This is a genomic window from Zavarzinia marina (assembly GCF_021568905.1).
GTDB lineage: Bacteria > Pseudomonadota > Alphaproteobacteria > Zavarziniales > Zavarziniaceae > Zavarzinia > Zavarzinia marina.
The window spans coordinates 18125-42467 of sequence record NZ_JAKGSB010000011.1 but is presented as its reverse complement, the minus strand read 5'-3'; the positions used below and the strand labels follow the sequence as shown (position 1 = coordinate 42467).

Here is a 24343-nt window from a genome sequence, read left to right as displayed (position 1 = left end):
CCCGATCCGGCAAGATCATGCGCCGCATCCTCCGCAAGATCGCCGAGAACGAGTTCGGCGCCCTCGGCGACACCTCCACCCTCGCCGATCCCTCCGTCGTCACAGACCTCATCGACAACCGACAGAACAGGTAGGGGCCTCCCCCCTAACACCAACCCTCTCCCCCTCCGGGGGGCGAGGGAGAGCGTTGAAAGCCCCTCGCCCCGCTCGGGGAGAGGGGTTGGGGGTGAGGGGAACGCAGGGTCTATCCGCATCCCCCGCACTGCAGATGAGCCTTGCTCACATTGCAGTGCGGGATTTCATCTCGCTGGCGCACAATGAACCCCTGTGCTCGTGAGGTGTATCATGTTGCTTAAACCCGTGACCGTTCTCGCCGTCGCCGGCTTTCTCGGCATGACGGCCACCGCCGGGGCGGCCGATCCGGCCAGCCTCTTCAAGTCGCAGGCGGCCCTCTTCGGCCTCGCCGCCGTCAACGACAAGATCGAGACCGGCGCCGCCCATCTGCTGTGCCGCGAGGCGGCGGTGGCCGCGACCACCCCGGCCATGCCCTGGAGCCCCAGCCGGCGCAGCGCCGCCGTCGCCTACGAGGATCTGGCGCCCGCCCTGACCGCGACCGCCGCCCGGGCCGACCGCCTGTTGATCGAGGGGTTGCGCGAGGGCGGCATGGCCGATGCCTCGGCCGAGACCGTGGCGGCGCTGTCGGAACGGGTCCGCAAGGGCCTGTCGTCGCGCCTGTTCCAGGTCAATCCGGCCAGCGCCTCGGAAATGGCCGTCGCCTGCCGCGCTCTCGCCGCCGACGATTTCGGCCTGCCCGAAAGCCGCATGGCCGCGCGCTGATCGTCGATCGCCCGGGCCCCCGCCTGGCGGGGTGTCCGGTCAGAGTGCCGCCTCCATGGTCTCGACTAGGGTCTTCAGCACCTTGATGCGGGCGAATCGCTTGTTCTCGGCCTCGACCAGGGTCCAGGGCGCGAGTTCGGACGAGGTCCGCTGCACCATCTCGATGATGGCGGTGTCGTAGTCCTTGCGCTTTTCCCGGTTGTGCCAATCGTCCGGCGTGATCTTGTAGCGCTTGAACGGCACTTTCTCCCGGGCGCGGAACCGCTTCAACTGTTCCCCGGGCGAGACCACGAGGAAGAATTTCACGATGATCAGGCCGTTCTCGACCAGTTCCTGTTCGAATTCGTTGATCTCGGCGTAGGCGCGGCGCCAATCCGCCTCCGCCAGCAGGTTTTCCACCCGCTCCACCAGCACCCGCCCGTACCAGGTGCGATCGAAGATCGCCATGCGCCCCTGCTGCGGGACATGGCGCCAGAACCGCCAGAGATAGGGATGGGACCGTTCCTCGTCGGTCGGGGCGCCGACGGGAATGATGCGGTAGAAGCGCGGGTCCAGGGCCGCCGCCACGCGCCGGATCGCGCCGCCCTTGCCGGCGGCGTCATACCCTTCGAAGGCCACGACGATGCCGCGCTTGCGCAGTTTCTTCTCGCGCGAGAGTTCGGCGAGACGGCCCTGCCAGCGGGGCAATTCGTCGTCGTAATCCTTGCTCGACAGCGACAGCGAGAGATCGAGGGCGCTGAGCACGTCGGTGGTGCCGAGGGTCGCGACCGGCGGCGGCGACAGGCGCGCGGTCTTGGCGCCATTGCGCCGCCGGCGGCGGGCGTGGGCGGCCTCGTCCTGCGCCGCGATCACGCGGGAGATTTCGTCGACCAGGGTGCGGGCCACGGCGATCTCGCGGTAATGGCGGTCCTCGCCCTCGATCACGAACCAGGGCGCCGCCCCGGTGGAGGTTTCGCGCACCATGCGTTCGGCCACGTTGCGGATTCGGCGATAGGATTTGGCATGGGCCCAATCCTCCTTGGTCACGCGCCAGGCCGTCTCGGGATCGGCCGCCAATTCCTCCAGGCGCCGGCGCTGACTCTTGCGGCTGAGATGGAACCAGAATTTGATGACCAGCGCCCCCTCGTCCACCGTCATCTGCTCGAAGCGCTTGATCCCCTCGAGGCGGGCGTCGAAATGGGCGAGATCGCAGCGCTTGCCGATGCGTTCGCCCAGCGCCCCGGCGTACCAGCCATAGAAGAACACGCCGATTCGGCCCTTGGCCGGCAATTGCCGCCAATAGCGCCACATGGGCGGGCGGCTGGCTTCCTCGTCGTTGGGGGGCAGATCCGGCACCACCTCGACATGGCGGGGATCGAACAATTCGCCGATCAGGCGTGCCGTTTCGCTGCGGCCGGCGCCGACGAGACCGCCGACGACGATCAGCACTTCGGTCGCGCGGCGTTCGAGAAGCTGGGTCTGCAGTTCGATCAGGCGGGTGCGCAGGCGCGGCATCTCCCGCTCATAGGCCTCGCGCGGCAGGCTGTTGCCGATTTCGGCGCTCTCGAACATGGCATCTCCTGATCGTCATGAGGCTGTGAAGCCTTCAACAGGGAGCCCGCGGATGCAACCGGCGAAACGAAAAAGGGCCGCGCCAGCGGCACGGCCCTTCTTCATGCGGGATTGGCGGATCAGGCCGGCAGCAGGCCGGTCAGCGCGCCGAGGGGGTTGTTGGCCGGATCGAAGCTGCCCGTCAGCGTGGCGATCAGATCGCCGAGCAGCGGGATGTCGCTCAGGGCCGAGGCATCGGGCGCGCCGCCGGCGGTGGCGCCGGCCAGCAGGCCGGTCAGCGCGCCGAGGTCGCCGAGGCTGGTCAGCGGCAGGTCGCCGCCACCCAGGTCGGCGAGGCCGCCGACATCGCCCGACAGCAGGCTCCCCACGGTATCCAGCACCGGAGCCAGCGCCCCGGTATCCGGGCCGGCCACTGCCGTCAGCAGTTCGGTGACCGGCCCCAGCGGGCCGCTCACGACGCCGGTGACATCGTTCAGCGGACCGGTCAGCGGCGCCAGGGCGCCGGTCACCGGATCGACCAGCGTGTCGACACCGTCGGCCACCACACCGAGCGGGGTATCGCCCAGCAGGGAGCCGACCACCGACTGCACGACATCGACCGTGCCGACATCGGCACCACCGGTCGCGCCCGGCAAACCACCGGCAAGACCGGTCAGCGTGCCGACCAGATCGCCCAGCACCGGAACATCGGCCAGCGGATTGTCACCGCCCGTCGGCAGGCCGCCAGCGCCGAGATCCGTCAGCGTGCCGACCAGATCGCCCAGCACCGGAACGTCGGCCAGCGGATTGTCGCCGCCCGTCGGCAGGCCACCCGCGCCGAGGTCCGTCAGCGCCCCGACCAGATCGCCCAGCACCGGAACGTCGGCCAGCGGGTTGTCCCCGCCCGTCGGCAGGCCGCCCGCGCCGAGGTCCGTCAGCGCCCCGACCAGATCGCCCAGCACCGGAACGTCGGCCAGCGGATTGTCCCCGCCCGTCGGCAGGCCACCCGCGCCGAGATCCGTCAGCGCCCCGACCAGATCGCCCAGCACCGGGACGTCGGCCAGCGGATTGTCGCCGCCCGTCGGCAGGCCACCAGCGCCGAGGTCCGTCAGCGTGCCGACCAGATCGCCCAGCACCGGGACGTCGGCCAGCGGGTTGTCGCCACCCGTCGGCAGGCCCGGCAGACTGTCGAAGTCGCCGCTGAGCGCGCTGTTCAGACCTTCGATCACAGGGTCGAGGGCACCGTTCTCCGGACCCGCCAGGGCGTCGACGAGCTGGGTCACCGGAGCCAGCGGTCCATCGGCCGCCGTCGCAGCCTCGAGCTGGCCGGTCAGCGGAGCGAGAGCCCCCGTAGTCGGATCGACCAGAGTATCGACGAGGCTCTGCACCGGCTCGAGCGGGGTCCCGCCCAGCAGCCCGCCCACGAGATCCTGCACCTCGGAGATGACGCCGGCCTCATAGGCATCGCCGCCGCCCGGCAAGCCGCCGCCAAGGTCGGTCAGGGCACCGGCCAGGTCACCAAGTACCGGCACGCCTTCCAGCGGATTGCTCCCGTCGGTCGGCAGGCCCGGCACGCCGCCGCCGCCGAGATCCGTCAGGGCGCCGACCAGATCACCCAGCACCGGCACGCCTTCCAGCGGATTGTCGCCGCCTTCGCCCGGCAGACCCGGCACCGCGCCGAAGCCGTCGACCGTGAGCAGATCGTTCGCGGCATCCACCACCGGCGCCAGTTCGCCGTTTTCCGGACCGGCGAGGCCGTCCACGATTTCCGTGACCGCGGCCAGCGGGCCGTTCGCCGCAACGCTGGTCGCATCGTTCAGCGGACCGGTCAGCGGCGCGAGGGCGCCGGTGGCCGGATCGGCCAGCATGTCGACAGCGCCCGCCAGCGGCTCCAGCGGTGTGCCGGTGACCAGATCGGTCACCACGTCCTGAACCTCGTCGATCAGGCCGTTGTCGGTACCGCCGCTGTTCGCGTCCTGGCTCGCCAGATCCTGAATGCCGTCCGTGGTCGACCCAAGGAGACTGTCATCCGGACCCGCCAGGGCCTCGACGATCTCGGTCAGGGCCGCGCCCGGCCCATTGGACGGAACGTCGGTCGCGTCGTTGAGCGGACCCGTCAGCGGCGCGAGCGCGCCGGTCTCGGGATCGACCAGCATGTCGACGCCATCGACCAGGGGCTGAAGCGCGGTGCCGCCGATGGCGTTGCCCGCCACATCCTGCACCAGGTCGATCAGGCCGCCGTCATAGTCGCTGCTGTCCGCATTCTGGCTGAGCAGGTCCTGAACACCGTCGACCACGCCGTCGAGGCTGGAGCCGTCCTCGCCGGCGAGCGCATCGACGATATCGTTGACCGGCGCCAGCGGACCGTCGTTGTTGCTGTCGCTCGCGTCGTTCAGCGGACCGGTCAGCGGACCGAGGGCGCCGTCTTCCGGATCGACGAGCTGATCGACGACATCGGTCACGGGCTCGAGCGGGGTGCCGTCCAGCGCCTGGTCGAGCACGTCCTGAACGGTGTCGACCAGGCCGTTGGTGCCGTCACCATCACCGCCGCCGCCACCGCCACCGCCGCCGCCGCCGCCGCCACCGCCGCCGTTACCGCCGTTGCCACCGTTACCGCCGGTGCCACCGCCGCCCGGAAGCTGGCCGCCGCCGGCGAGGCTGATCTGGCGCAGGCCGAAGCCCGAACCGGTCAGCATGAAGAAGTTGCTGCGCATCGCGCCGTTGCGCTGCAGTTCCATGAGCGAGGGCCCGCCGGCCTGCTTGGTGCGGTCGCTGGAAACCAGCGTGGTCGCCGGCGTCAGATAGAAGCGCAGGCCGCCGACACCGGTGACGTTGTCCTCGTCGAAATAGGCGTTCGCATAGAGCGCGAGGCCCGGGACATCCGCGATATAGGCTTCGGCGCCGACATCGCCGCCCCAGCCGGTCTCTTCGTCATAGGCGACACCGGCGCCCAGACGGAAGTCCGGGTTCACATAGAGCGAGGCGCCGACGCGGCCGTAGAACGATTCGTCGTTGACGTCGCCCCACTGATAGCCACCCAGTGCCTCGAGCGTCACATTGTCGAGATAATATTCGGCAATCGCGGAGGTCGCATATTGCTTCAGGCCTTCGACGTAGTAACCGCCGGCGGCCACACCGATCATCCCGGCGCTCGGATCGCGGTAGAAGAGTTGCGCGGCACCGCCGGCAAAGCCCCGCTCGTCCGCCACGACACCGGCAATCGCATCGACCTGGAAGCCGAAATTCCGCCCCATCGGCACCGCGATGCTGGCCGAGCCGCCATAGAGGGTGCCGTTGTCGTCGCCGCCGCCGAACAAGTCGAACTTGCCGCTGACGCCGTCCACGGCCGATGAGCCGTAGGCATCGTAACCGAACTGATCACCGGTGACCGGCACAGCTTCCTGGGCCGAGCCCCAGGCGGCCACAGCCAATGTTGAGACCAGCGCCGTCGAGGACAGGATCATCCTCAGACGGTTGTTATTGGTCGTGGTCGAAGGTACGCGCTGTCCGTTTCTCATGATCTTCCGCCTCGCCAGCACTCTTAGGGTGCCCCTTGCCTTTGCAGTGCCCCAAGCCACCCGGATCGTCAAAATCAGCTACCCCCAAATCGAGTGATCAATTCACCAAATCAGGGGTATTTGCATTCTTTCTGGGCTCAAGCGCCGAAATGAACGCGACGGCACCCCACATGACCCAAGTGGCGTTTCGAAATGCATTGTGTGTGGTCGCCGCACTCATATCGACCACGAACGCCGCCGAAATCGAAACTACCTGCCCGGGCTTCCACCAATTTGGTTGAATGGCGTTTTATTCCCGAAACCCAACCAATCCGACCGGGAAATTCTTTCCCTGCCGGGACCGGCTCGCTTTTCTTCTTAACCATACTTCGGGAACAGTTCGAATCCGTGAAAAGCGCGGAGAATTCGCGGCCGGACGGATGCGGCGGCGGCCAGTGGCCAAAATGTGACTCCCGTCACGCTTAACGTCGCAGGGATTGTGACCTGCCTCACTGCCGGGCGGACGTCGCGCCCGTAATCTTCGGACAGTCAGTGACCAAGGAATCCACAGGCCGACGACCGTCGGTCCAGAACACCACGCCTTTTTCGGAGAACCACGATGACCAACGAACTGACCATCAAGCGCGGCACCAAGATCGACGAGGCGGATGCCGCCTCCATCGACAAGTCGAAGCTCGGCATCCTGCTGGCCAAGCCGCCCCAGGACGCGACCGAGGGCCAGGCTCGCTACAACGGCTATACCCAGTGCCCCTGGTGCGGCCATGTCGGCTGGACCGTCGGCCTCGACACCAATTACTACGTCAACGTCGTCTGCGGCTCCTGCGGCGGCCTCTTCCGCGCCTAATCCCGCGACATCCGGCAGAAGCTCCCGCCTTGAAGGCGATCGACTCCATTGTGCTGGCAGCGCGCCGACCGCTATCCTCTCGGCCGAGGTCGAGAGGAAGCGGCCGGCGGGCCCGGACCCTGCAGACCCCCTAACGGAGAATCGGAATGAGCGAAGAACTGACCATCAAGCGCGGCACCAAGATCGACGAGGCGGATGCCGCCTCCATCGACAAGTCGAAGCTCGGCATCCTGCTGGCCAAGCCGCCCCAGGACGCGACCGAGGGCCAGGCCCGCTACAACGGCTATACCCAGTGCCCCTGGTGCGGCCACGTCGGCTGGACCGTCGGCCTCGACACCAATTACTACGTCAACGTCGTCTGCGGCTCCTGCGGCGGCCTCTTCCGCGCCTGATCGCCTTCAAACGCGCATGAAGAGCCCGGCCTTCGGTCGGGCTCTTCGTCGTTTCGCCTCTCGCCTCCCCTTCCCTCCCTCGATCCGGCGCCGCCATGTCCGATTCGCCCATCGCCGACCGCCACCGTTTCATCGCCGGCAATACGGAGATCGTGACGCCGCCCCACGCGCCCGAGGTCCGGCTCCATCTGGCGACGGAGGCCATGGACCTCTGGCAGCGCACGGAAGATGAATTGGGCCGCATGGGCCTGCCGCCGCCGTTCTGGGCCTTCGCCTGGGCCGGCGGCCAGGCATTGGCCCGCTATCTGCTCGACAACCCGGAACTGGTTCGCGGCAGGCGGGTGCTCGATTTCGCGGCCGGGTCCGGCATCGTCGCGATCGCCGCCGCCCTGGCCGGCGCCACCCATGTCGCCGCCAACGAGATCGACGACTTCGCGCTGACCGCCATCGCCATGAACGCGGCACTCAACGAGGTGACGATCGAGGTCACGGCGGGCGACCTGGTCGGACGCCTTGATCTTGACGCCGATGTCGTGCTCGCCGGCGACGTCTGCTACGAGAGCCCGATGGCGACGCGCGTCACCGGATGGCTGGCCGCGCTCGCCGACGCCGGCCGTCTGGTGCTGATCGGCGACCCGGGCCGTTCCTATCTGCCGCGCCGGCGCCTGCGGCGCCTCGCCGAATATCAGGTGCCGGTCTCGCGCGCCCTCGAGGACATGGAGATAAAGAATACCGCCGTCTGGTGTTTCGACGGCGCGGTCAACGCACCCGGGGCATCATCCGCGTGAGAATGTCGTCGCGATCGATGAAATGATGCTTGAGGGCCATGGCGACATGGCCCAGCACCGCCGCCGCCAGGATCCAGGCCATCAGGCCATGGGCCTCGGCCGCGGTCCGGCCCAGTTCCGGATCCTTGTCGGCGAGAAGGCTGGGCAGTTCCACCAAGCCCGCCAGCATCACCGGATAGCCGAAGGCGGAGCTGATCAGCCATCCCGACATCGGCATCGCCACCATCAACAGGTAGAGGACGAGGTGGCCGACCATGGCGGCGCCCTGCAGCCAGGGCGCCATCGTGCCCGGCAGGGGCGGCGCGGGATTGAACAGGCGCCACAGGATGCGCAACGCGACCAGCACGATGACCGTGCTGCCGATCGCCTTGTGGGTATCGATCAGGGCCAGACGCTCCGGACCGGCGGGCATGTCGTCCTGCAGAAGGCCGAAGGTCCAGGCCGCGATCACGACCCCCGCCATCACCCAATGCAGGAGCTTGGCGACGGCGGAATACTCCCGTCGTTTCCACGCCCTCGACGTCGCCATCTGCACCCGCCTCCCATCCCCAATACGGCGCCTGCATGATAAGGGCCGATCGAAGCGGGAGACGAGCACAATTTGCCCCGTCGGGGAGACAGCCGAATCAGGCGGCTTCCCAGCCGAGCACGGCCTTGATCTCGAGGAATTCCTCGAGGCCGAACTCGCCCCATTCGCGGCCGTTGCCCGACTGCTTGAAGCCGCCGAAGGGCGCAGCGAAATCGGGCCCGGCGCCGTTCAGATGGACATTGCCGGTACGCAGCCGGGCCGCCACCTTGCGGGCATGGTCGAGATCGCCGGACTGGACATAGCCCGACAGGCCGTAGACCGTGTCGTTGGCCATGGCGATGGCGTCGTCCTCGCTGTCGTAGGGCAGGATCGCCAGCACCGGGCCGAAGATCTCCTCGCGCGCGATGGTCATGTCGTTGGTGACGTTGGCGAAGACGGTCGGGCGCACGAAATAGCCCTTGTTCATGCCTTCCGGCAGGCCGGGGCCGCCTGTGACCAGGGTCGCCCCCTCCTCGATCCCCTTGGCGATGAGGCCCTGGATCTTGGCGAAATGGACGTCCGAGACGACGGGCCCCATGGTCACGCCGTCCTCGAAGGGATTGCCGACCTTGATCTTCTCCGCGACCGCCCTGGCGATCGCCGCCGCCTCGTCCTGGGCTTCGCGGGGCACGAACATGCGGGTCGGTGCGTTACAGGACTGGCCCGAATTGCCCATCACGCCGCGCACGCCGCCGGTCACGGCCGCCTTCAGGTCGGCGTCGCGCAGAATGATGTTGGCGGATTTGCCGCCCAGTTCCTGATGCACGCGCTTCACCGTGTCGGCCGCCGCCTTGGCGACCGCGACGCCGGCCCGGGTCGAGCCGGTGAAGGACACCATGTCGACGTCGGGATGCGCCGACAGCGGCTGGCCGACGCCCATGCCATCGCCGTTCACCAAGTTGAATACGCCGGCCGGCACGCCCGCCTCATGCATGACCTCGGCCAGGATCATGGCGTTGACCGGCGCGATCTCGGACGGTTTCAGCACCATGGTGCAGCCCGCCGCCAGCGCCGGCGCGACCTTGCAGACGATCTGGTTGATCGGCCAGTTCCAGGGCGTGATGAAACCGCAGACGCCCACCGGCTCCTTGCTGATCGCCGTGGTGCCGCGCAACTCCTGGAACGGGAATTCCTTCAGGATCTCGATCATCTTGGCCAGATGGGCGACGCCGGTCGCGGCCTGGGCCGCCTTGGAAAGGAACAGCGGCGCGCCCATTTCGGTCGAAATCGCCTCGACGAAATCGCCGTAGCGCGCCTGATAGGCGGTCAGGATCCGCTGCAGCAGGTCGATGCGCTCTTCCCGCGTGGTCAGAGAATAGCTCTCGAACGCCGCCTTCGCCGCCTTCACGGCCTTGTCCACATCGGCCGCCGAGCCCAGCGAGATGCGGGCGAAGGCTTCCTCGGTCGCGGGGTTGATGACGTCGATGCTCTTCGGCTCGACCGGGTCCACCCAGGCGCCGTCGATGTAGAAACGCAGATACTCCCTCATGACGCTCTCCTCCTGGCCGAATGGCTCGGGTTTTCTTTGGCGCGAAGACGTTAGGGCGTTCCATTGCCGCCGTCGAGCCCTCGGCGCGGCATGTCCGCCATGGTGTCGCGGCGCCATTCGGCTTCGCACCGCACCATTTCGGAACCAATATAATGACAGATTGTCGCCTCGGCCCTTGACGCTGGGCCGCCGCTGTTCCACCCAAGGGCGCAGGAATGCGGACGATGCCACGATCGGAGCGAGGCCCATGCGGACGACAACCACTTTCGTCATCCTGACCCTCTGCGTGAGCGCATCCGTCGCCGCCTGCTCGAACGTTCGCGATCGCCTGTCGAAACGCAGCCTCTTCCCCGAGGTCTATGCAGACGAGGGTACGGCCCCCGCCGCGACCGCCACGCCCCCCGCGACCGCCACGCCCCCCGTGCCACGCCCGCCGATGCCGGCGGCGACCGGCTCGATCGTCATTCGCGACGCGACCACGGACGATGGAGCGGAAGCCGTGCCGCCCTCGATCGCCACGACCGCGCCGCCGCCCGAAAGGCCCGACGACGATCCGGCCGCCGGCGCCACCACCATCTTCGACGCGACGGCGTCCACGCCCATGACCCCGGAACCGCCGTCCTCTCCCGAAGCGCCCGCCCCCGAAACGGCGGCCGCACCGAATCCCATGGACGACGCGGACCCCGCCGCCCATGCGACCGTGATCTACGACGCCAGCGAGGATGCGGCAGCAGCAGCCCCGCCTGCGCCGATTCCGGAGCCGGCCGACGGCCCCATGCTCCTGGAACCGCCGCCGCCCAGCGCCGCCCCGGTCCCCGAAGTGGTCGAAATCGCGCCCCCGACCGACGGCGCCGAGATCATGCCCGCGGCGCCGACGCCCCCACCGCCAGGCGCGCAGCCCGCCCGCTCGATCAAGATCATCCGCGCGGACGGCACCGAAGTGCCGCCCACACCGCCCGAAGCCGCCGACGACATGGTGAGCGATGGCGATATGGCCGGCACAGAGCCGCCTGCGACCGAATCGGCGGCGACCGAACCGGCGAACGTCGAAACGGCCTCCCCCAATGCGCCAGCGGGCGCAATCGATGTTGGTGCTTCGGCCAAAGACGCGATGAATGAGGGAGAAACGAGCGATCCCGCTGAAACGATCCCTCTGCCCCCGGGCGCGCAGCCGGCACGCTCGGTCCAGGTGATCACGCTGGACTAAGCATCGCCGTCAGGAAAAGAGGAAGGCCTTCGCTTCTGGATTCTCTCGGCGCCAGATCACATTGTCCATGAAGTAGTGGTGGACGTTAATGAAGATCCAGAAGGCAAAAAGGAAAAGATGGGTTCCGAAGATGGCATGGTCGTAAGGGACAGCCATGTCCAACGTCAGAGGAAGAACCCAGAAGCCAACGGCCCCCAATACCAGGCCCATGAAGCCAAATGCGGCAAGCCGCGCGCGCGGGCCGTTGCCCGGTGCTTGGCGCTGCGCAGCCGTCCCGGCCTTCGCTCTCTCCCGATTGGCCTCGAAACGCCAGACCACTGTCAGATATTGCAGTGAATGCATTGCCGGCACGACATAAATGAAAATCGGATCGATTCGGACAAAAACGACCCAAGCATAAAGAGAGACGAAATAGGCGATCAGGCCATTTACCGCAAAATGCCGACCATGGCGCCAGCGGTCGCCCGCCAAACGCAATAGTACGAAGGCCGAAGTCGCGGCAAAGATCGCGCCAGCCACTACGGCCACCGTGTCTCCCAGCGCAAAGGCGGCATTCTTGATGCCCCAGAGATCATGTGCGGCGACTGCGCGATTGACCGCGAGCCAAGCATAAATCCAGCCGGCGTATCCGTTCACCAGCATGGCGCGACGTGTTCCCGGCGCGTAATAGCGCCTTGCCATGGCGGCATCGACCATGGCGATCCCGAAGCCCTGCTTTACATAGTGCCAGCCAACGACGAACCCCATGAAGTTCAGCGCATAACCGAGGGCCAGCGCGTCACCGCTCAGGATGGTCGCGGCCATATAGGCTGCGATCAGAATGGGCACCACGATGCCGGCAAAGCCATAGCGCAAGCGCAATACCGTCGGAAGCGAGGAATCGCACAGGCGACGCCCGAATCCTCGGTAGAAGATTTGATAGGAATGGGCGAAATGGGGATGATTGACGAAATTCGCGACCACAAGACTGACCGCGGCCACCGTGGCAATATCCGCCGCCCCCGGCAGCATCAAGGCGATCGCTGCCATGACGACGATTCCGCCACCGCCGAGACAAAGAAAGTCCACGGTCGGACTGAAAAGATGAGCCCGGGTTCGCCCCATCGTCGCGGACAGGCTGGTGTCGGTCATGATGATTTCGCCTTTCCGGTCTCCAAGCTTACCTGACGGTCAAGATGCTCTCGTCACGGTCGGGTCCAGTGTCCGGTCGCACCGCCGACGGAACCATAACTGGGGCTTTAGGGAAAGGCGGCGGCAAAGCCTTCATAGGCTGCGGAAAGATCGCCGCCGATCACATAGAGTACCCCTGCGGCGGCGATCGATATCAGGCCGGCAATGGCGGCATATTCTATCACCGTCACACCGCGCTCCGCTCGGGCGTCGTGGAACAGGGACAGCGTCTCACATTTGCGCCCGCCATCGCCGGGCGCAATCCCCTTCATCGACATCAGCATTTCCCCGGCAATCGCCCGGCATCGAGAAGACCCGATGCCGGGATCCGCTGAAATCAGAACTACGTCTGGACGCGCGCGTTACGGGGTGGGAGACGGCGTCGGCGTCGCGGCTTCGTCGCCGGCAAGCGTGTCGGAAACCTCCGTGAAGGTGTTCGTGAGTTCGGTCCCGACCGTCTGCATGGCGACGATGGCGGCCACGGCGATGAGGGCGGCGATCAGGGCGTATTCGATGGCCGTGGCACCGCGTTCACCGGATTCACGCACCGAGGCGATCATGTTGCGAAGCATTGCATTTCTCCTAAATCAGGACGTCGAACATAAGTTCGTCCCGGAAAACTGGTATCACATCGGCAGCGCCAATCAACTGCCCGGCGCTGAGGAGAGTATCGTCGCCAATTGTTAACGGGCCGTTGCCGTGCGCCGGCTGGGCAAAAAAAACCGACTTCGGTTCGCATCTTGTCGGCAAAGACGGTCGCGAACGGACGCGCCAGATGATAGATCGCGGTCGAAGCCATCTTTCGAGAGGTCCCGACTCAGCGAATGCCGAACGGCGCGAAATCGGATGAAGCCGGGCCGACCGCACCGGCCGAGGCCATGATCATCGGCGGCGGACCGGCCGGTCTGATGGCGGCCGAGGTCCTGCTGGATGCCGGCCATGGCGTCATCCTGTTCGATGCCATGCCGTCGCTGGGGCGGAAGTTCCTGATGGCGGGCAAGAGCGGGCTGAACCTCACCCATGCGGCGCCGCTGGACGATCTGCTCGAACGTTACGGGGCCGCCCGCCCGCGCCTGGAAGCGGCGATTCGCGATTTCGACGGGACGGCGGTCCGCGCCTTCGCCGCCCAACTCGGGGTCGAGACTTTCGTCGGCTCGTCCGGGCGGGTGTTTCCGACCGGCTTCAAGGCCGCCCCCCTGTTGCGGGCCTGGCTGCACCGGCTGCGCGCCAAGGGCCTGACGATCCGGGTGCGCCACCGCTGGACCGGCTTCGGGGCGGACGGCGGCCTCCGCTTCACGGGGCCGGAAGGGGTGCGGGTCACGGTCCCGAAGCCCCCTGCCCTCGTCCTTGCGCTTGGCGGCGCGAGCTGGCCGAAGCTCGGCAGCGACGGCGCCTGGCGGACACCCCTCGGGGCGGCGGGGGTGGCGACGGTACCTTTCGGGCCGTCCAACTGCGGCTTCGACGTCGCCTGGAGCCCGGTCTTCAAGAACCGCTTCGCCGGCCAGCCGGTGAAGCCGGTCGCCGTCGCCTGGGGCGGACGGCGGCTGCGCGGCGAATTCGTCGTCACCGAAAGCGGTATCGAGGGTGGCGCGATCTATCCCCTGTCGGCCGAAATCGCCGCCCGCATGGCCGCCGGGGAACGGGCCGCCCTGACCCTCGACCTGATGCCGGCGCGGGACGAGGACGAGATCGCGGCGGCGCTGGCCCGGCCGCGCGGACGCCATACCCTGACCGACCACCTGCGCCGCACGCTCGGTCTGGACGGGGTGCGGGCCGGCCTGCTGCGGGAAGGCGCCGGGCCGGGGGATCTCGAAGAGACGGCGGCGATCGCGCAGCGCATCAAGGCCCTGCCCCTGCCCCTCGAACGCCCGCGCCCGCTGGCGGAAGCGATCTCGACCACCGGCGGCATCGCCCTCGATGCGCTGGACGACGGCTGGATGCTGAAGGCCCTGCCGGGCGTCTTCTGCGCGGGCGAAATGGTGGATTGGGATGCGCCCACCGGCGGCTATCTGCTCACCGCCTGCCTGGCGCTCGGCCGCGCCGCCGGCCGTGGCGCGGCGGACTGGCTGGGCACGACGGACTAGCTGGGCACGACGGACTAGCTGGGCGCGGCGGATCGGCTGGCGCGCCGGGGCGCCAGCCGGTAGCGCCTTACTTGCCGGCGCCGTGGCGGGTCTTGATCCAGCGCACCGAGCCGGATTTGGAGCGCATCACGATGGTCTCGGTGGTGATGCCCTGGGGGGTGATCTTCACGCCCTGGAGCATGGAACCGCTGGTGACGCCGGTCGCGACGAAGATGACGTCGCCGCTGGCCAGTTCCTCGAGATCGTACTTGCGGTTCAGATCGGTGATGCCGGCCTTGAGGGCGCGGGCCCTTTCCTCATCGTTGCGGAACAGCAGGCGGCCCTGCATCTGGCCACCGATGGCGCGCAGCGCCGCCGCCGCCAGCACGCCTTCCGGCGCGCCGCCCGAACCGAAATAGATGTCGATGCCGGTTTCCGGCTCCGCCGTCGCGATGACGCCGGCGACGTCGCCGTCCGGGATCAGATTGATGCGGGCGCCGGCGCCGCGCACCTTGGCGATCAGTTCGGCATGGCGCGGGCGGTCCAGGATGCAGGCGGTCACCCGTTCGACCGGCACGCCCTTGGCGTCCGCGACGGCCTTCAGATTGTCCACGGGGTCGCGGTCGATGTCGACCAGGCCGGGGGCAAAGCCGCCGCCGATCGCGATCTTCTCCATGTAGACGTCGGGCGCATGCAGGAAATTGCCGCGCTTGGCCAGCGCCACGACCGCCAGCGCATTCGGCCAGGCCTTGGCGGTCAGGGTGGTGCCTTCCAGGGGGTCGAGGGCGATGTCGACTTCCGGCCCCTTGCCGGTGCCCACTTCCTCGCCGATGTAGAGCATCGGCGCCTCGTCGCGCTCGCCCTCGCCGATGACGACGGTGCCCTTGATGGCCATCTGGTTCAGCGCGGTGCGCATGGCGTCGACCGCCGCCTGGTCCGCCGCCTTCTCGTTGCCCCGGCCGGCCAGCTTGGCCGCCGCGATCGCCGCCGCCTCGCCGACGCGGACGAGTTCGAGGACGAGGGCGCGATCGTCATAGGCTGCCGCCGTATTGCCTTCGGCCTTGGTCTTCTTGGTCGGCATGTCTCTCTTTCCTTCGAATGAACCCGCGCCTGACCCCCAAGGGTCGGTTGTACCAGGGGTCAGGCGCGCCTTATCTCTTCAATCCGGATCATGGTCGGCTGCTCCAGCACCGACTCCAATGCGTCGATGCGGGCGAGTGCCCGTGCCATAGCCTCTTCCCGCGACTCGTGTGTGACGATCACCACCGGCACGCCCTCGCCGGGGGCACGACCACGCTGGAGCAGCGATTCGATCGAAACCTTCTCGTCCCGCAGGATCGCGGCAATGTCGGCGATCACGCCCGGGCGATCAACGACCGAAAGCCGGAGGTAGGACGGCCCGACGCGCGATGTGACGGGGATCACATCGGCCGTTCCGAGGGCCGGCGACGGCACGCCGTAGAGCGGCAGATGCAGGCCGAGCGCGACGTCGACGATGTCGGCCATCACGGCGGAAGCCGTGGGCCCGGCACCGGCGCCCCGGCCCTCGAACGCCATCTGGCCGACCTGGTCGCCCTCGACGACGACGCCGTTGAAGACGCCGTCGACATGGGCGAGCGCGCTGCCCGCCGGCACCATGACCGGATGCACCCGGACGTCTAGCCCTTCCGCCGTCGCCTTGGCGATACCGACCAGCTTGATACGGAAGCCGAGTTCGCGGGCGAAGGCGATGTCGAGCGCCGAGACCCGGCGAATGCCCTCGACATGCAGACGGTCGAAATCGACCGCGACCCCGAAGGCGAGGCTGGCGAGGAGCGCGAGCTTGTGGGCGGCATCGACGCCGTCGACATCGAAGCTGGGATCCGCTTCGGCGTAGCCGAGGCGCTGGGCTTCTGCCAGCGCGTCCTCGAACGACGCGCCGGTCTCCTCCATGCTGGTCAGGATGTAGTTGGAGGTGCCGTTCAGGATGCCGTAGACGGCATCGATGCGATTCCCCGCGAGGCCTTCACGCAAGGCTTTCACGATCGGGATGCCGCCGGCGATGGCGGCTTCGAAGTTGATGCCGACACCCGCCGCCTCGGCCTTGCGGGCAAGATCGAGACCATGATGGGCGAGCAGCGCCTTGTTGGCGGTGACGACGGGCTTGCCCGCCGCCAGCGCCGCCTCGACCGCGTCGCGCGCCACGCTCTCGCCGCCGATCAGTTCGACGAAGACGTCGATCCCCGGATCGCGCGCCAGCGCCACGGCATCGCCGTGGAAGGTGGCGCCGCCGAGCGCATTGCCGAGCCCGCGATCCCGGCCGGGATCCCGGGCCGAGACGGCGGCGATTTCGAACGGACGCCCGGTGCGGAGCGCGAGACGGCCCGCATGGGCGGAAAGCAGGCGGACGAGACCGCCGCCGACCGTGCCCAGGCCGGCGATACCAAGACGCAGGGGTTTCGTCACGCCACGACCTTCTTCGCCGAAAGGGCTTCCTTCGGTTGCGCCGGATCGGCCGACGCGAGGAACCGTTTGATGTTGCGGACCGCCTGGCGGATGCGGTGCTCATTCTCCACCAGGGCGATCCTGACGTGGGTGTCGCCGTATTCGCCGAAGCCGAGACCGGGCGCGACCGCCACCTTGGCCTCGGTCAGCAGGCGCTTGGAGAATTCCAGGCTGCCGAGATGGGCGAAGGCCTCGGGGATAGGCGCCCAGGCGAACATGGTGGCCGGCGGCGACGGCACCTTCCACCCGGCATCCAGGAGGCCGGGGATCAGCACGTCGCGGCGCGACTTGTAGATCTGGCGGGCCTCGTCGACGCAGTCCTGCGGACCGTTCAGGGCGGCGGCGGCGGCCACCTGGATCGGCGTGAAGGCGCCGTAATCCAGATAGGACTTCATCCGGCCGAGCGCCTGAATGAGCTTCTGGTTGCCGACCGCGAAGCCGATGCGCCAGCCCGGCATCGAATAGGTCTTGGACATCGAGGTGAATTCGACCGCGATCTCGCGCGCGCCGGGCACCTGCAGGATCGACGGCGGCGGCTTCGCCGGGTCGAAATAGATCTCGGAATAGGCGAGATCCGACAGGATGTAGATGCCCTTGGCCCGGCAGAATTCGACGATCGGGCCGTAGAAGTCGAGGTCGACCACCTCGGCCGTCGGATTCGACGGATAATTCAGCACGATCGCGGTCGGCATGGGCACCGAATGGCGTGTCGCGCGTTCGAGCACGCCGAGGAAATCCCCGCCGGGGCCGACCGGCGGCAGCGAGCGGATGGCGGCGCCGGCGATGATGAAGCCATAGGGATGGATCGGATAAGACGGGTTGGGCACCAGGATGGTGTCGCCCGGCGCCGTGATCGCCTGCGCCAGATTGGCGAGCCCCTCCTTGGAACCGAGGGTCGCGATCACCTCGCGATCGGGATCCAGATCGACACCGAAGCGCCGGGCGTAATAGGCGGCCTGAGCGCGGCGCAGGCCCGGAATCCCGCGCGAGACCGAGTAACGGTGGGTGCGCGGGTCCGCGACGGTCTCGACCAGCTTGTCGACGATGTGTTTCGGGGTCGGCAGATCGGGATTGCCCATGCCGAAGTCGATGATGTCCTCGCCGCGGGCGCGGGCCTTGGCCTTGAGACTGTTGACCTGTTCGAAGACGTAGGGCGGCAACCGCCGGATGCGATGAAATTCGGGATCCATGATCCGATCCAATGTCCCTCGATGGAGGGTGAAATGTTGATGTGACGAGCAGCTACTCGATGAAGACGACCGCTTCCGGCCCGATGCCGCGACTGCGCTGGGCGGCCGCGCCGGCGTCGGCGACGATCGCCTCCACCTTCACGGCCCTCGGGGGCACGCCCGCCGCCATCAAGGCGGAAGCAACGGCGTTCGCCCGATCGATCGAGAGCCCGAAGGCCCCGACCGAGTCGCCGGCATCCCCGTTGGAACGGGCATAGCCGACGATCCGCACCTGCGCCGCGCCGGATTGCAGCGCGCCGGCCATCTGACGGATGGATTCGCGCGCCGCCGGCGAAAGGTCGATGGACCCCGCGGCAAAACCGATCGTCGTGCCACCGCTCGCGGCCGGTCGAACCGAGGCGGCGGCGGTGGTAGCTCGGGCCGGGCGGGCGGGCGCCGCGGCGCGCCGGCCGGGATCGGCGGGCGCATCGAGACGGACCGGCGCCGGGGCCGGGGCGCGGCCGCCGAGGGCGGCCTGCATGGCGGGCGTCATGGCGATGCCGGTGACCGGCAGGGCCGGCGCCGACGACACCTCGAACTGCGGCATGGAGACGGGCACCGAGGTCGGGCGCCGGGTTTCGGCCAGCTGGCTCTGGTAGACGGAGGCGACGATGACGCCCGGCGCGACCTCGACCGGCAATTGCAGTTCGATGCTGCCGCCCGGGGTGATCGTGTCGAGGCCGCTGGCCTGCACGGACCCCGGCGCCGGCGCGGAACCGGGCGCCGGCAGCAGGGCGGGCGATGCCGACGACGGCGCATAGCGGCTGCCGACCGAGGCATCGGCCACGAGGGCCGGCGACGGCGAAACGCCGCGCGCGGCGGCGACCGAGGCCGGCGACGGCACCGGCGCGCGGCTCGGGTCGATGGAGGCGATCACGCGCGGCTGCGGGCCGGCCGCCATCTGGCGCTGCTCCTGGCCCTCCGGCACCGGCAGGCTGGCGACGGCGGTCGGCACGCGGAGCGGACGGACCGAATCACCGCGCGGCGCGGCGGGATCGATGGTTTCGGGCGCCTCGGGCGCGACCGACGCGGTCGCCGTTCCTTCCGGGCGGGCGACGGCGCCGGGCACGGTCGACGCCAAGCCGCGGCCGTCGTCGACCACGGGCGCGCGTCCGGCATAGGACTGGGCCTCCGGCCGGACGGGCAGCGGCGGCGGCACCTGGGCGCCGTCGGCGCGACGGGAATAGGAACCGAAGGCGGTCACGCCGCTCTCCTCCGCCATGCGGCGGCGTTCCTCGTTCGGATCGCGAATCTCGCCGGCCACGGGCGGCAGGCTGCGGGGCGGCGGGGCCGCCGCCTCCTCGCCGCCGCGAAGGGCCTGGCTGGTGTATTGGGCGTTCTGACGGTCGCTGACCAGGCTGCTGGTGATCGCGGAACGTTCCAGCACGTCGACGGAGGGCACCGGCCGGCTCGGCACCGCCGACAGGCTGGGGAAGCTTTCCTCGATGGTGGCGGGCCGGCGCACGGCATCCGGATCGATCGTATCGGCGGGCGTATTGCCCTCGGCCGACGCCTCCTGCGCGACACCGAGGGAACCCGCGGCCATCACGGCCCCCAGCGTAGCCGACGCGACACAAACCGCGACGACGAGGGTCGGCACGAAACGCGCCCCTTTTTCCCCGCCCTTGTCGACACTGGAGACCATTGCCCGAACCTCGACCAAACACCGGTCCCGCAAGGACCGCACGACATCATACGGACGTCGACTTTAACCCATAACACGAAGTACTTATACTCCGCCGCGAGAGGAAACCCCACACCGGAACACCATCGGGTCTTCCGCATGTCCGTCACCGCCCGCTCGCGAACAATAAGGAATGGTTCATGGCCGATCAACACGGCAAAGACCAGCAATCGATCCCAGATCCCGCCGCCTTCGCCCGCAACATGGTTGAAATCGCCAAGCGGTGCCGGAAACTGGTCGCTGAGTTCATGGAACGCCAGGACATCGTCAAGAAGAACGTCCAGTTCGACCCGCAGAACCTGGCCAGCGCCTATCTGGAGATGACGGCCAAGATCATCTCCAATCCGTCCTTCCTGCTCGAGACCCAGGTCAAGCTGTGGAAGGACTACGCCGCCCTGCTGCAGACCGCCACCAAGCGCTTCATGGGCGAGCATCCGGACCCGATCATCCAGCCGTCGCGCAGCGACAAGCGCTTCAAGGACCGGAGCTGGGAAGAGAATCAGGTCTTCGACTTCATCAAGCAGTCCTACCTGCTGGCCGCGCGCTGGATGCAGAACACGGTCCACGACGTCGAGGGCCTGGACCCCAAGATCAAGAAGAAGGTCGAATTCTATACCCGCCAGTTCGTCGATGCGATCGCGCCCTCCAACTTCGTGCTGACCAATCCTGAAGTGCTGCGCGTCACGATCGAGAGCAACGGCGAGAATCTGGTGCGCGGCCTCGACCATGTGCTCGAGGATCTGGAGCGCGGCAAGGGCCGCCTCGCGATCCGCATGACCGACCCCAATGCCTTCGAGGTCGGCCGCAACATCGCCGTCACCCCGGGCAAGGTGATCTTCCGCAACGATCTGATGGAACTGCTGCAGTACGAGCCGGTGACCGAGAAGGTCTATCGCCGACCGCTGCTGATCGTGCCGCCCTGGATCAACAAATATTACATCCTGGACCTCAAGCCCCAGAATTCCTTCATCAAATGGGCGGTCGACCACGGCTTCACGGTCTTCGTCGTTTCCTGGGTCAATCCGGACTCGAAGCTCGCCCGGATCGGCTTCGAGGGCTACATGAACGACGGCGTGCTCGCCGCGCTCGACGCCGTCGAGCAGGCGACGGGCGAGCATCAGGTGAATGCCATCGGCTATTGCATCGGCGGCACCCTGACCGCCGCCACCCTCGCCTATCTCCAGACCATCGGCGACAAGCGGATCGCCGCCTGCACCTTCTTCGCCGCCCAGGTCGATTTCGCCGAGGCGGGCGAGCTTTCCGTCTTCATCGACGAGGACCAGCTCGAATTCCTGGCCGAGCGCATGTCGGAAAAGGGCTATCTCGAAGGCGGCGACATGGCGACCACCTTCAACATGCTGCGCGCGAACGACCTGATCTGGTCCTTCGTCGTCAACAACTACCTGCTGGGCCGCGATCCCTTCCCGTTCGACCTGTTGTTCTGGAACCAGGACGCGACCCGCATGCCGGTCGCCATGCACATGTTCTACCTGCGCGAGATGTATCAGCGGAACAGGCTGTCGCAGCCGGGCGGCATCGTCATGAACAATGTGCCGATCCATCTGAACAAGGTGAAGGTGCCGCTCTATTTCGTCGCCTCCAAGGAAGACCATATCGCGCCCGCGCGCTCCGTGTTTCGGGGTGCCCGCATCTTCAAGGCGCCGGTGCGCCTGGTGCTCGCCGGCTCCGGCCATATCGCGGGCATCATCAACCCGCCCGAAGCGAAGAAATACCAGCACTGGACCAACGACGATCTGGCCGGCGCCGGCAGCTTCGAGGAATGGTTCGCCAAGGCCGAGGAACACCCGGGGTCGTGGTGGCCGGACTGGCTGCAGTGGATGTCGAAGAAGTCCGGCGCCATGGTGGCCGCGCGCACGCCCGGCGACGGCAAGCTGCGCGTGCTGGACGACGCCCCCGGCCTCTATGTGAAGATCAAGTCCGACTGAGCGGCCTGATGGCGCTTTCCAACTTCCGGCGGCGCAATGCCGCCGGCGCGCCGCCGAAGGTGCCCCGGCTCGATTTCGACCCCTCTCCGGTCTGGCCGGTGCCGCCGGTCACGCCCGGCCCCTGGCTGGACCTGCCGCGGGAGAGCGCGGCGGTGCTGATCGCCGACCTTCTGGCCGCCGGCACCGATGCGGCACCGGCCGCGATCCATGGCGTCCGGGTCCAGGCGCCGGCCTTTCGCCGCGACATCCTGCTGATCGAATGCCTGACCGCGCGGGTCGCCGCCGACGGCGGCGGCGCCACCCTTCTCTTCGCGCTGGGGCCGGAATTCGTCGCCCTGTTCGACGGCACCGCGCCCGTGATCCATGCCCTGAACGCCGAAGCGCCGCCGGGGCTCGAAGAGCGCGACGCGCTCGACGCCTATCTCCAGTTCTTCGGCCATGTCGTGTGCGGCGAGGCCGGCGCCTTCCAGATCCTGGAGACGGCCGACGACCTGCCACCGCACCCGCCTTCGCCCGTGCTCGCCCGGCTGATCGAGAAATGCGTGGAGCCCCTGTTGCTTCTCGCCCGCCACGACGACGGCAGCCAGGACGTCGAAGCCGTCGTCCTCTATGGTGGCGCCCTCTTCAAGGTAATCTTCCGCATCTCACGCGGCGGCGGGGTCGACATGCTGGAGGATGACCCGATGGCGAGCGACCTGCCGATCGGCGCCTTCCATATCGTCGATCGGGAACGCCGCGCCATCGCGCCGCGCTGACACCGCCTAGCCGTCCGTGGGCGGCAGATGCAGGACGAGGCCGTCGAACGCCGCCGTGACCGTCAGCTGGCAGCTCAGCCGGCTGTCGGGGCGGCGCGCGTCGAGGCTGGACAGCATCGCCTCCTCCATCGCCGACGGCGGCAGCAGGCCTTCGGGCGGCGTTCCGACATGGACGTGGCAGGTTCCGCAGGCGAGGGCACCGCCGCATTCCGCCGGCAGATCGTCGACGCCCCCGGTCAGCGCCGCCATCATGACGCTGGCCCCGACCATCGCGTCGACCACCATGAGGCGGCCGTCCGCGGCAACGAATGTGATCTTCACCATGGTCCGACCTCGCCGGGAAGCACCCCATCGCGAGGGGTGGGGCGCGACCGGGACCCTCAATCGTTGCGGCCGGCGTTGGCGGGCAGATAGGGGCTCCAGGGCTTGGGCGCGACCGGCTTGCTCTGATAGACGATCTCGAACTGGCCGTCGTCCTGGACCTCGCCGATCATCACCGGCTTGGTGACGTGATGATTGGCGTTCATTACCACCTCGTAGCCGGTCGGGGAAATCACGCTTTCCCCGACGATCGCCGCCGAGACCGCGTCGACGTCGGTCGTGCCCGCCTTCTCCACCGCCTTCACCCAGAGACGGAACAGGTTATAGGCGGATTCCATGGGATCGTTGGTCACCGCCTTGGGATTGCCGATATAGGCGCGCCACTTCTCGATGAACGCCTTGTTCTCGGGCGTGTCGACCGACTGGAAATAGCTCCAGGCCGCGAGATGGCCGACCAGCAGCCCGGTGTCGAGGCCCTTCAACTCCTCCTCCCCGACCGAGAAGGCGATCACGGGGATGTCCGTCGCCTTGATGCCCTGATTGCCCAGCTCCTTGTAGAAGGGCACGTTGGCGTCGCCGTTGACGGTGGAAATCACGGCCGTGGGAATGCCTGTGGAACCGAAAGCCTTGATGGCGGCGACCTCGGTCTGCCAGTCGGCGAAGCCGAAGGGGGTGTAGTTCTCGCGGATGTCTTCCGCCGGAATGCCCTTCTGTTCGAGGAAGGCGCGGATGATCTTGTTGCTGGTGCGCGGGTAGACGTAGTCCGTGCCTTCCAGCACGAAGCGGCGGATGCCGCCGCCGTCCTCGCTCATCAGATATTCGATGGCCGGGATCGCCTTGTTGTCGGGCACGGATGAGCCGTAGAAGATGTTCTTCGAGCTTTCCTCGCCCTCGTATTCGAGGGGGTAGAACAGCAGGCCGTCCAATTCCTCGAACACCGGCAGCACGGATTTCCGCGACACCGAGGTCCAGCAGCCGAAGACGGCCGCGACCTTCTCCCGTGCCAGCAGGTCGCGGGCCTTTTCGGCGAACAGCGGCCAGTCGGAGGCGGGATCGACCACCACCGCCTCGATCGGCCGGCCGAGGACGCCGCCCTTCTCGTTCTGCTCCTTCACCATCATCAGCATCAGATCCTTCAGGACCGTCTCGCTGATGGCCATGGTGCCGGAAAGCGAATGGAGGATGCCGATCTTGATCGGCTCGGCGGCCCTTGCGGCCACGGGCAGGTTGAGGGCGAGCAAGAGGCCGGCGGCAGCGGCCCCCAGGCGGCGGCGGGTCAGTTTCATCCTGGTCTCCTATCGGATGCGGCGGCGACGCCATGTCGCGCGACGCAGACAGACTGACCACCGCGACCGCCAGGGCCCGAGAGCCATCGCCCGAAATTCGAAAGGCGCCAGCCGCCGTCCCCCACCGCCCGCCCGGCCGTAGCGAAATGCCGATTTTTCAGGCGATCCGAGACGCTCAAGGCCATCAATGGTGAAAAACAGGGCGCTTCACCCTCTTCCGCTCAGGGCATGG

At 67.8% G+C, this 24343-nt stretch carries 21 protein-coding genes; 8 read left to right on the top strand and 13 right to left on the bottom strand.

The genetic code is table 11. From position 1 onward, the window contains the following. The first annotated feature begins 345 nt into the window (after nucleotides 1-345). Nucleotides 346-837: a hypothetical protein gene (locus L2U69_RS18880; RefSeq protein WP_236108683.1), complete on the top strand. Its 492-nt coding sequence runs from the start codon at nucleotides 346-348 to the stop codon at nucleotides 835-837. A 39-nt stretch (nucleotides 838-876) separates the two neighbouring features. Here L2U69_RS18880 and pap read toward each other — a convergent pair whose 3' ends face one another. Together pap and L2U69_RS18870 are read right to left on the bottom strand one after the other, a co-directional pair. Beyond that, nucleotides 877-2388 (bottom strand): polyphosphate:AMP phosphotransferase, encoded by a 1512-nt coding sequence (gene pap / locus L2U69_RS18875; protein WP_236108682.1) that lies wholly within the window; start codon nucleotides 2386-2388, stop codon nucleotides 877-879. 119 nt (nucleotides 2389-2507) lie between these two features. Further along, nucleotides 2508-5831, bottom strand: a complete 3324-nt coding sequence (locus L2U69_RS18870) for a hypothetical protein (RefSeq protein WP_236108681.1) — start codon at nucleotides 5829-5831, stop codon at nucleotides 2508-2510. Nucleotides 5832-6483: 652 nt separating this feature from the next. Between L2U69_RS18870 and L2U69_RS18865 the strand changes: the two genes are divergently transcribed. From L2U69_RS18865 to L2U69_RS18855, 3 genes are all read left to right on the top strand, one after another. Continuing rightward, nucleotides 6484-6729, top strand: coding sequence for a hypothetical protein (locus tag L2U69_RS18865; protein WP_236108680.1), 246 nt, complete (start codon nucleotides 6484-6486; stop codon nucleotides 6727-6729). Nucleotides 6730-6875: 146 nt separating this feature from the next. Then, nucleotides 6876-7121 (top strand): hypothetical protein, encoded by a 246-nt coding sequence (locus L2U69_RS18860; protein ID WP_236106406.1) that lies wholly within the window; start codon nucleotides 6876-6878, stop codon nucleotides 7119-7121. A 95-nt stretch (nucleotides 7122-7216) separates the two neighbouring features. Continuing rightward, nucleotides 7217-7909, top strand: a complete 693-nt coding sequence (locus tag L2U69_RS18855) for a class I SAM-dependent methyltransferase (protein ID WP_236108679.1) — start codon at nucleotides 7217-7219, stop codon at nucleotides 7907-7909. Here L2U69_RS18855 and L2U69_RS18850 read toward each other — a convergent pair. After that, entirely contained in the window at nucleotides 7881-8438 is a 558-nt protein-coding gene (locus tag L2U69_RS18850; protein ID WP_236108678.1) for a cytochrome b, read from the bottom strand. The two genes, L2U69_RS18855 and L2U69_RS18850, sit on opposite strands and share 29 nt — an antisense overlap. A 97-nt stretch (nucleotides 8439-8535) precedes the next feature. After that, complete coding sequence (locus L2U69_RS18845; protein ID WP_236108677.1) at nucleotides 8536-9966, bottom strand: aldehyde dehydrogenase family protein; 1431 nt, start codon at nucleotides 9964-9966, stop codon at nucleotides 8536-8538. A 175-nt stretch (nucleotides 9967-10141) separates the two neighbouring features. Here L2U69_RS18845 and L2U69_RS18840 point away from each other — a divergent pair, with 175 nt between their 5' ends. Further along, nucleotides 10142-11173 (top strand): hypothetical protein, encoded by a 1032-nt coding sequence (locus L2U69_RS18840; RefSeq protein WP_236108676.1) that lies wholly within the window; start codon nucleotides 10142-10144, stop codon nucleotides 11171-11173. A 9-nt stretch (nucleotides 11174-11182) separates the two neighbouring features. On the opposite strand, the gene L2U69_RS18835 is transcribed toward L2U69_RS18840, so the two are convergent. The 3 genes from L2U69_RS18835 to L2U69_RS18825 all read right to left on the bottom strand — a co-directional run bounded on the left by L2U69_RS18835 (nucleotide 11183) and on the right by L2U69_RS18825 (nucleotide 12915). Continuing rightward, nucleotides 11183-12304 (bottom strand): hypothetical protein, encoded by a 1122-nt coding sequence (locus L2U69_RS18835; protein WP_236108675.1) that lies wholly within the window; start codon nucleotides 12302-12304, stop codon nucleotides 11183-11185. A gap of 107 nt (nucleotides 12305-12411) precedes the next feature. Then, nucleotides 12412-12621, bottom strand: coding sequence for a Flp family type IVb pilin (locus L2U69_RS18830; protein WP_236108674.1), 210 nt, complete (start codon nucleotides 12619-12621; stop codon nucleotides 12412-12414). 84 nt (nucleotides 12622-12705) lie between these two features. Then, nucleotides 12706-12915, bottom strand: a complete 210-nt coding sequence (locus L2U69_RS18825) for a Flp family type IVb pilin (RefSeq protein ID WP_236108673.1) — start codon at nucleotides 12913-12915, stop codon at nucleotides 12706-12708. Nucleotides 12916-13167: 252 nt separating this feature from the next. Here L2U69_RS18825 and L2U69_RS18820 point away from each other — a divergent pair, with 252 nt between their 5' ends. Next, nucleotides 13168-14427: a TIGR03862 family flavoprotein gene (locus L2U69_RS18820; protein WP_236108672.1), complete on the top strand. Its 1260-nt coding sequence runs from the start codon at nucleotides 13168-13170 to the stop codon at nucleotides 14425-14427. A gap of 67 nt (nucleotides 14428-14494) precedes the next feature. Here the strand turns inward: L2U69_RS18820 and glpX are convergent, their stop codons facing one another. The 4 genes from glpX to L2U69_RS18800 are packed head-to-tail and all read right to left on the bottom strand — an operon-like array spanning nucleotide 14495 to nucleotide 19764. Then, complete coding sequence (gene glpX, locus L2U69_RS18815; RefSeq protein ID WP_236108671.1) at nucleotides 14495-15487, bottom strand: class II fructose-bisphosphatase; 993 nt, start codon at nucleotides 15485-15487, stop codon at nucleotides 14495-14497. 59 nt (nucleotides 15488-15546) lie between these two features. Then, nucleotides 15547-16851: a homoserine dehydrogenase gene (locus L2U69_RS18810; RefSeq protein WP_236108670.1), complete on the bottom strand. Its 1305-nt coding sequence runs from the start codon at nucleotides 16849-16851 to the stop codon at nucleotides 15547-15549. After that, on the bottom strand, nucleotides 16848-18080 hold the full coding sequence (locus L2U69_RS18805) for an LL-diaminopimelate aminotransferase (protein ID WP_236108669.1): 1233 nt from the start codon (nucleotides 18078-18080) through the stop codon (nucleotides 16848-16850). The genes L2U69_RS18810 and L2U69_RS18805 overlap by 4 nt, the downstream gene beginning before the upstream one ends. 52 nt (nucleotides 18081-18132) lie before the next feature. Then, nucleotides 18133-19764: an OmpA family protein gene (locus L2U69_RS18800; protein WP_236108668.1), complete on the bottom strand. Its 1632-nt coding sequence runs from the start codon at nucleotides 19762-19764 to the stop codon at nucleotides 18133-18135. Nucleotides 19765-19943: 179 nt separating this feature from the next. Here L2U69_RS18800 and L2U69_RS18795 point away from each other — a divergent pair, with 179 nt between their 5' ends. Beyond that, complete coding sequence (locus L2U69_RS18795; RefSeq protein WP_236108667.1) at nucleotides 19944-21749, top strand: PHA/PHB synthase family protein; 1806 nt, start codon at nucleotides 19944-19946, stop codon at nucleotides 21747-21749. Between the two features lie 8 nt (nucleotides 21750-21757). After that, entirely contained in the window at nucleotides 21758-22504 is a 747-nt protein-coding gene (locus L2U69_RS18790; protein ID WP_236108666.1) for a hypothetical protein, read from the top strand. 6 nt (nucleotides 22505-22510) lie between these two features. Here L2U69_RS18790 and L2U69_RS18785 read toward each other — a convergent pair whose 3' ends face one another. Together L2U69_RS18785 and urtA are read right to left on the bottom strand one after the other, a co-directional pair. Continuing rightward, the gene (locus L2U69_RS18785; protein WP_236108665.1) at nucleotides 22511-22828 is read right to left on the bottom strand and encodes a 2Fe-2S iron-sulfur cluster-binding protein; all 318 of its coding nucleotides are present in this window, start codon (nucleotides 22826-22828) and stop codon (nucleotides 22511-22513) included. Between the two features lie 56 nt (nucleotides 22829-22884). Beyond that, complete coding sequence (gene urtA, locus L2U69_RS18780) at nucleotides 22885-24111, bottom strand: urea ABC transporter substrate-binding protein (RefSeq protein ID WP_236108664.1); 1227 nt, start codon at nucleotides 24109-24111, stop codon at nucleotides 22885-22887. Between the last annotated feature and the right edge of the window lie 232 nt (nucleotides 24112-24343).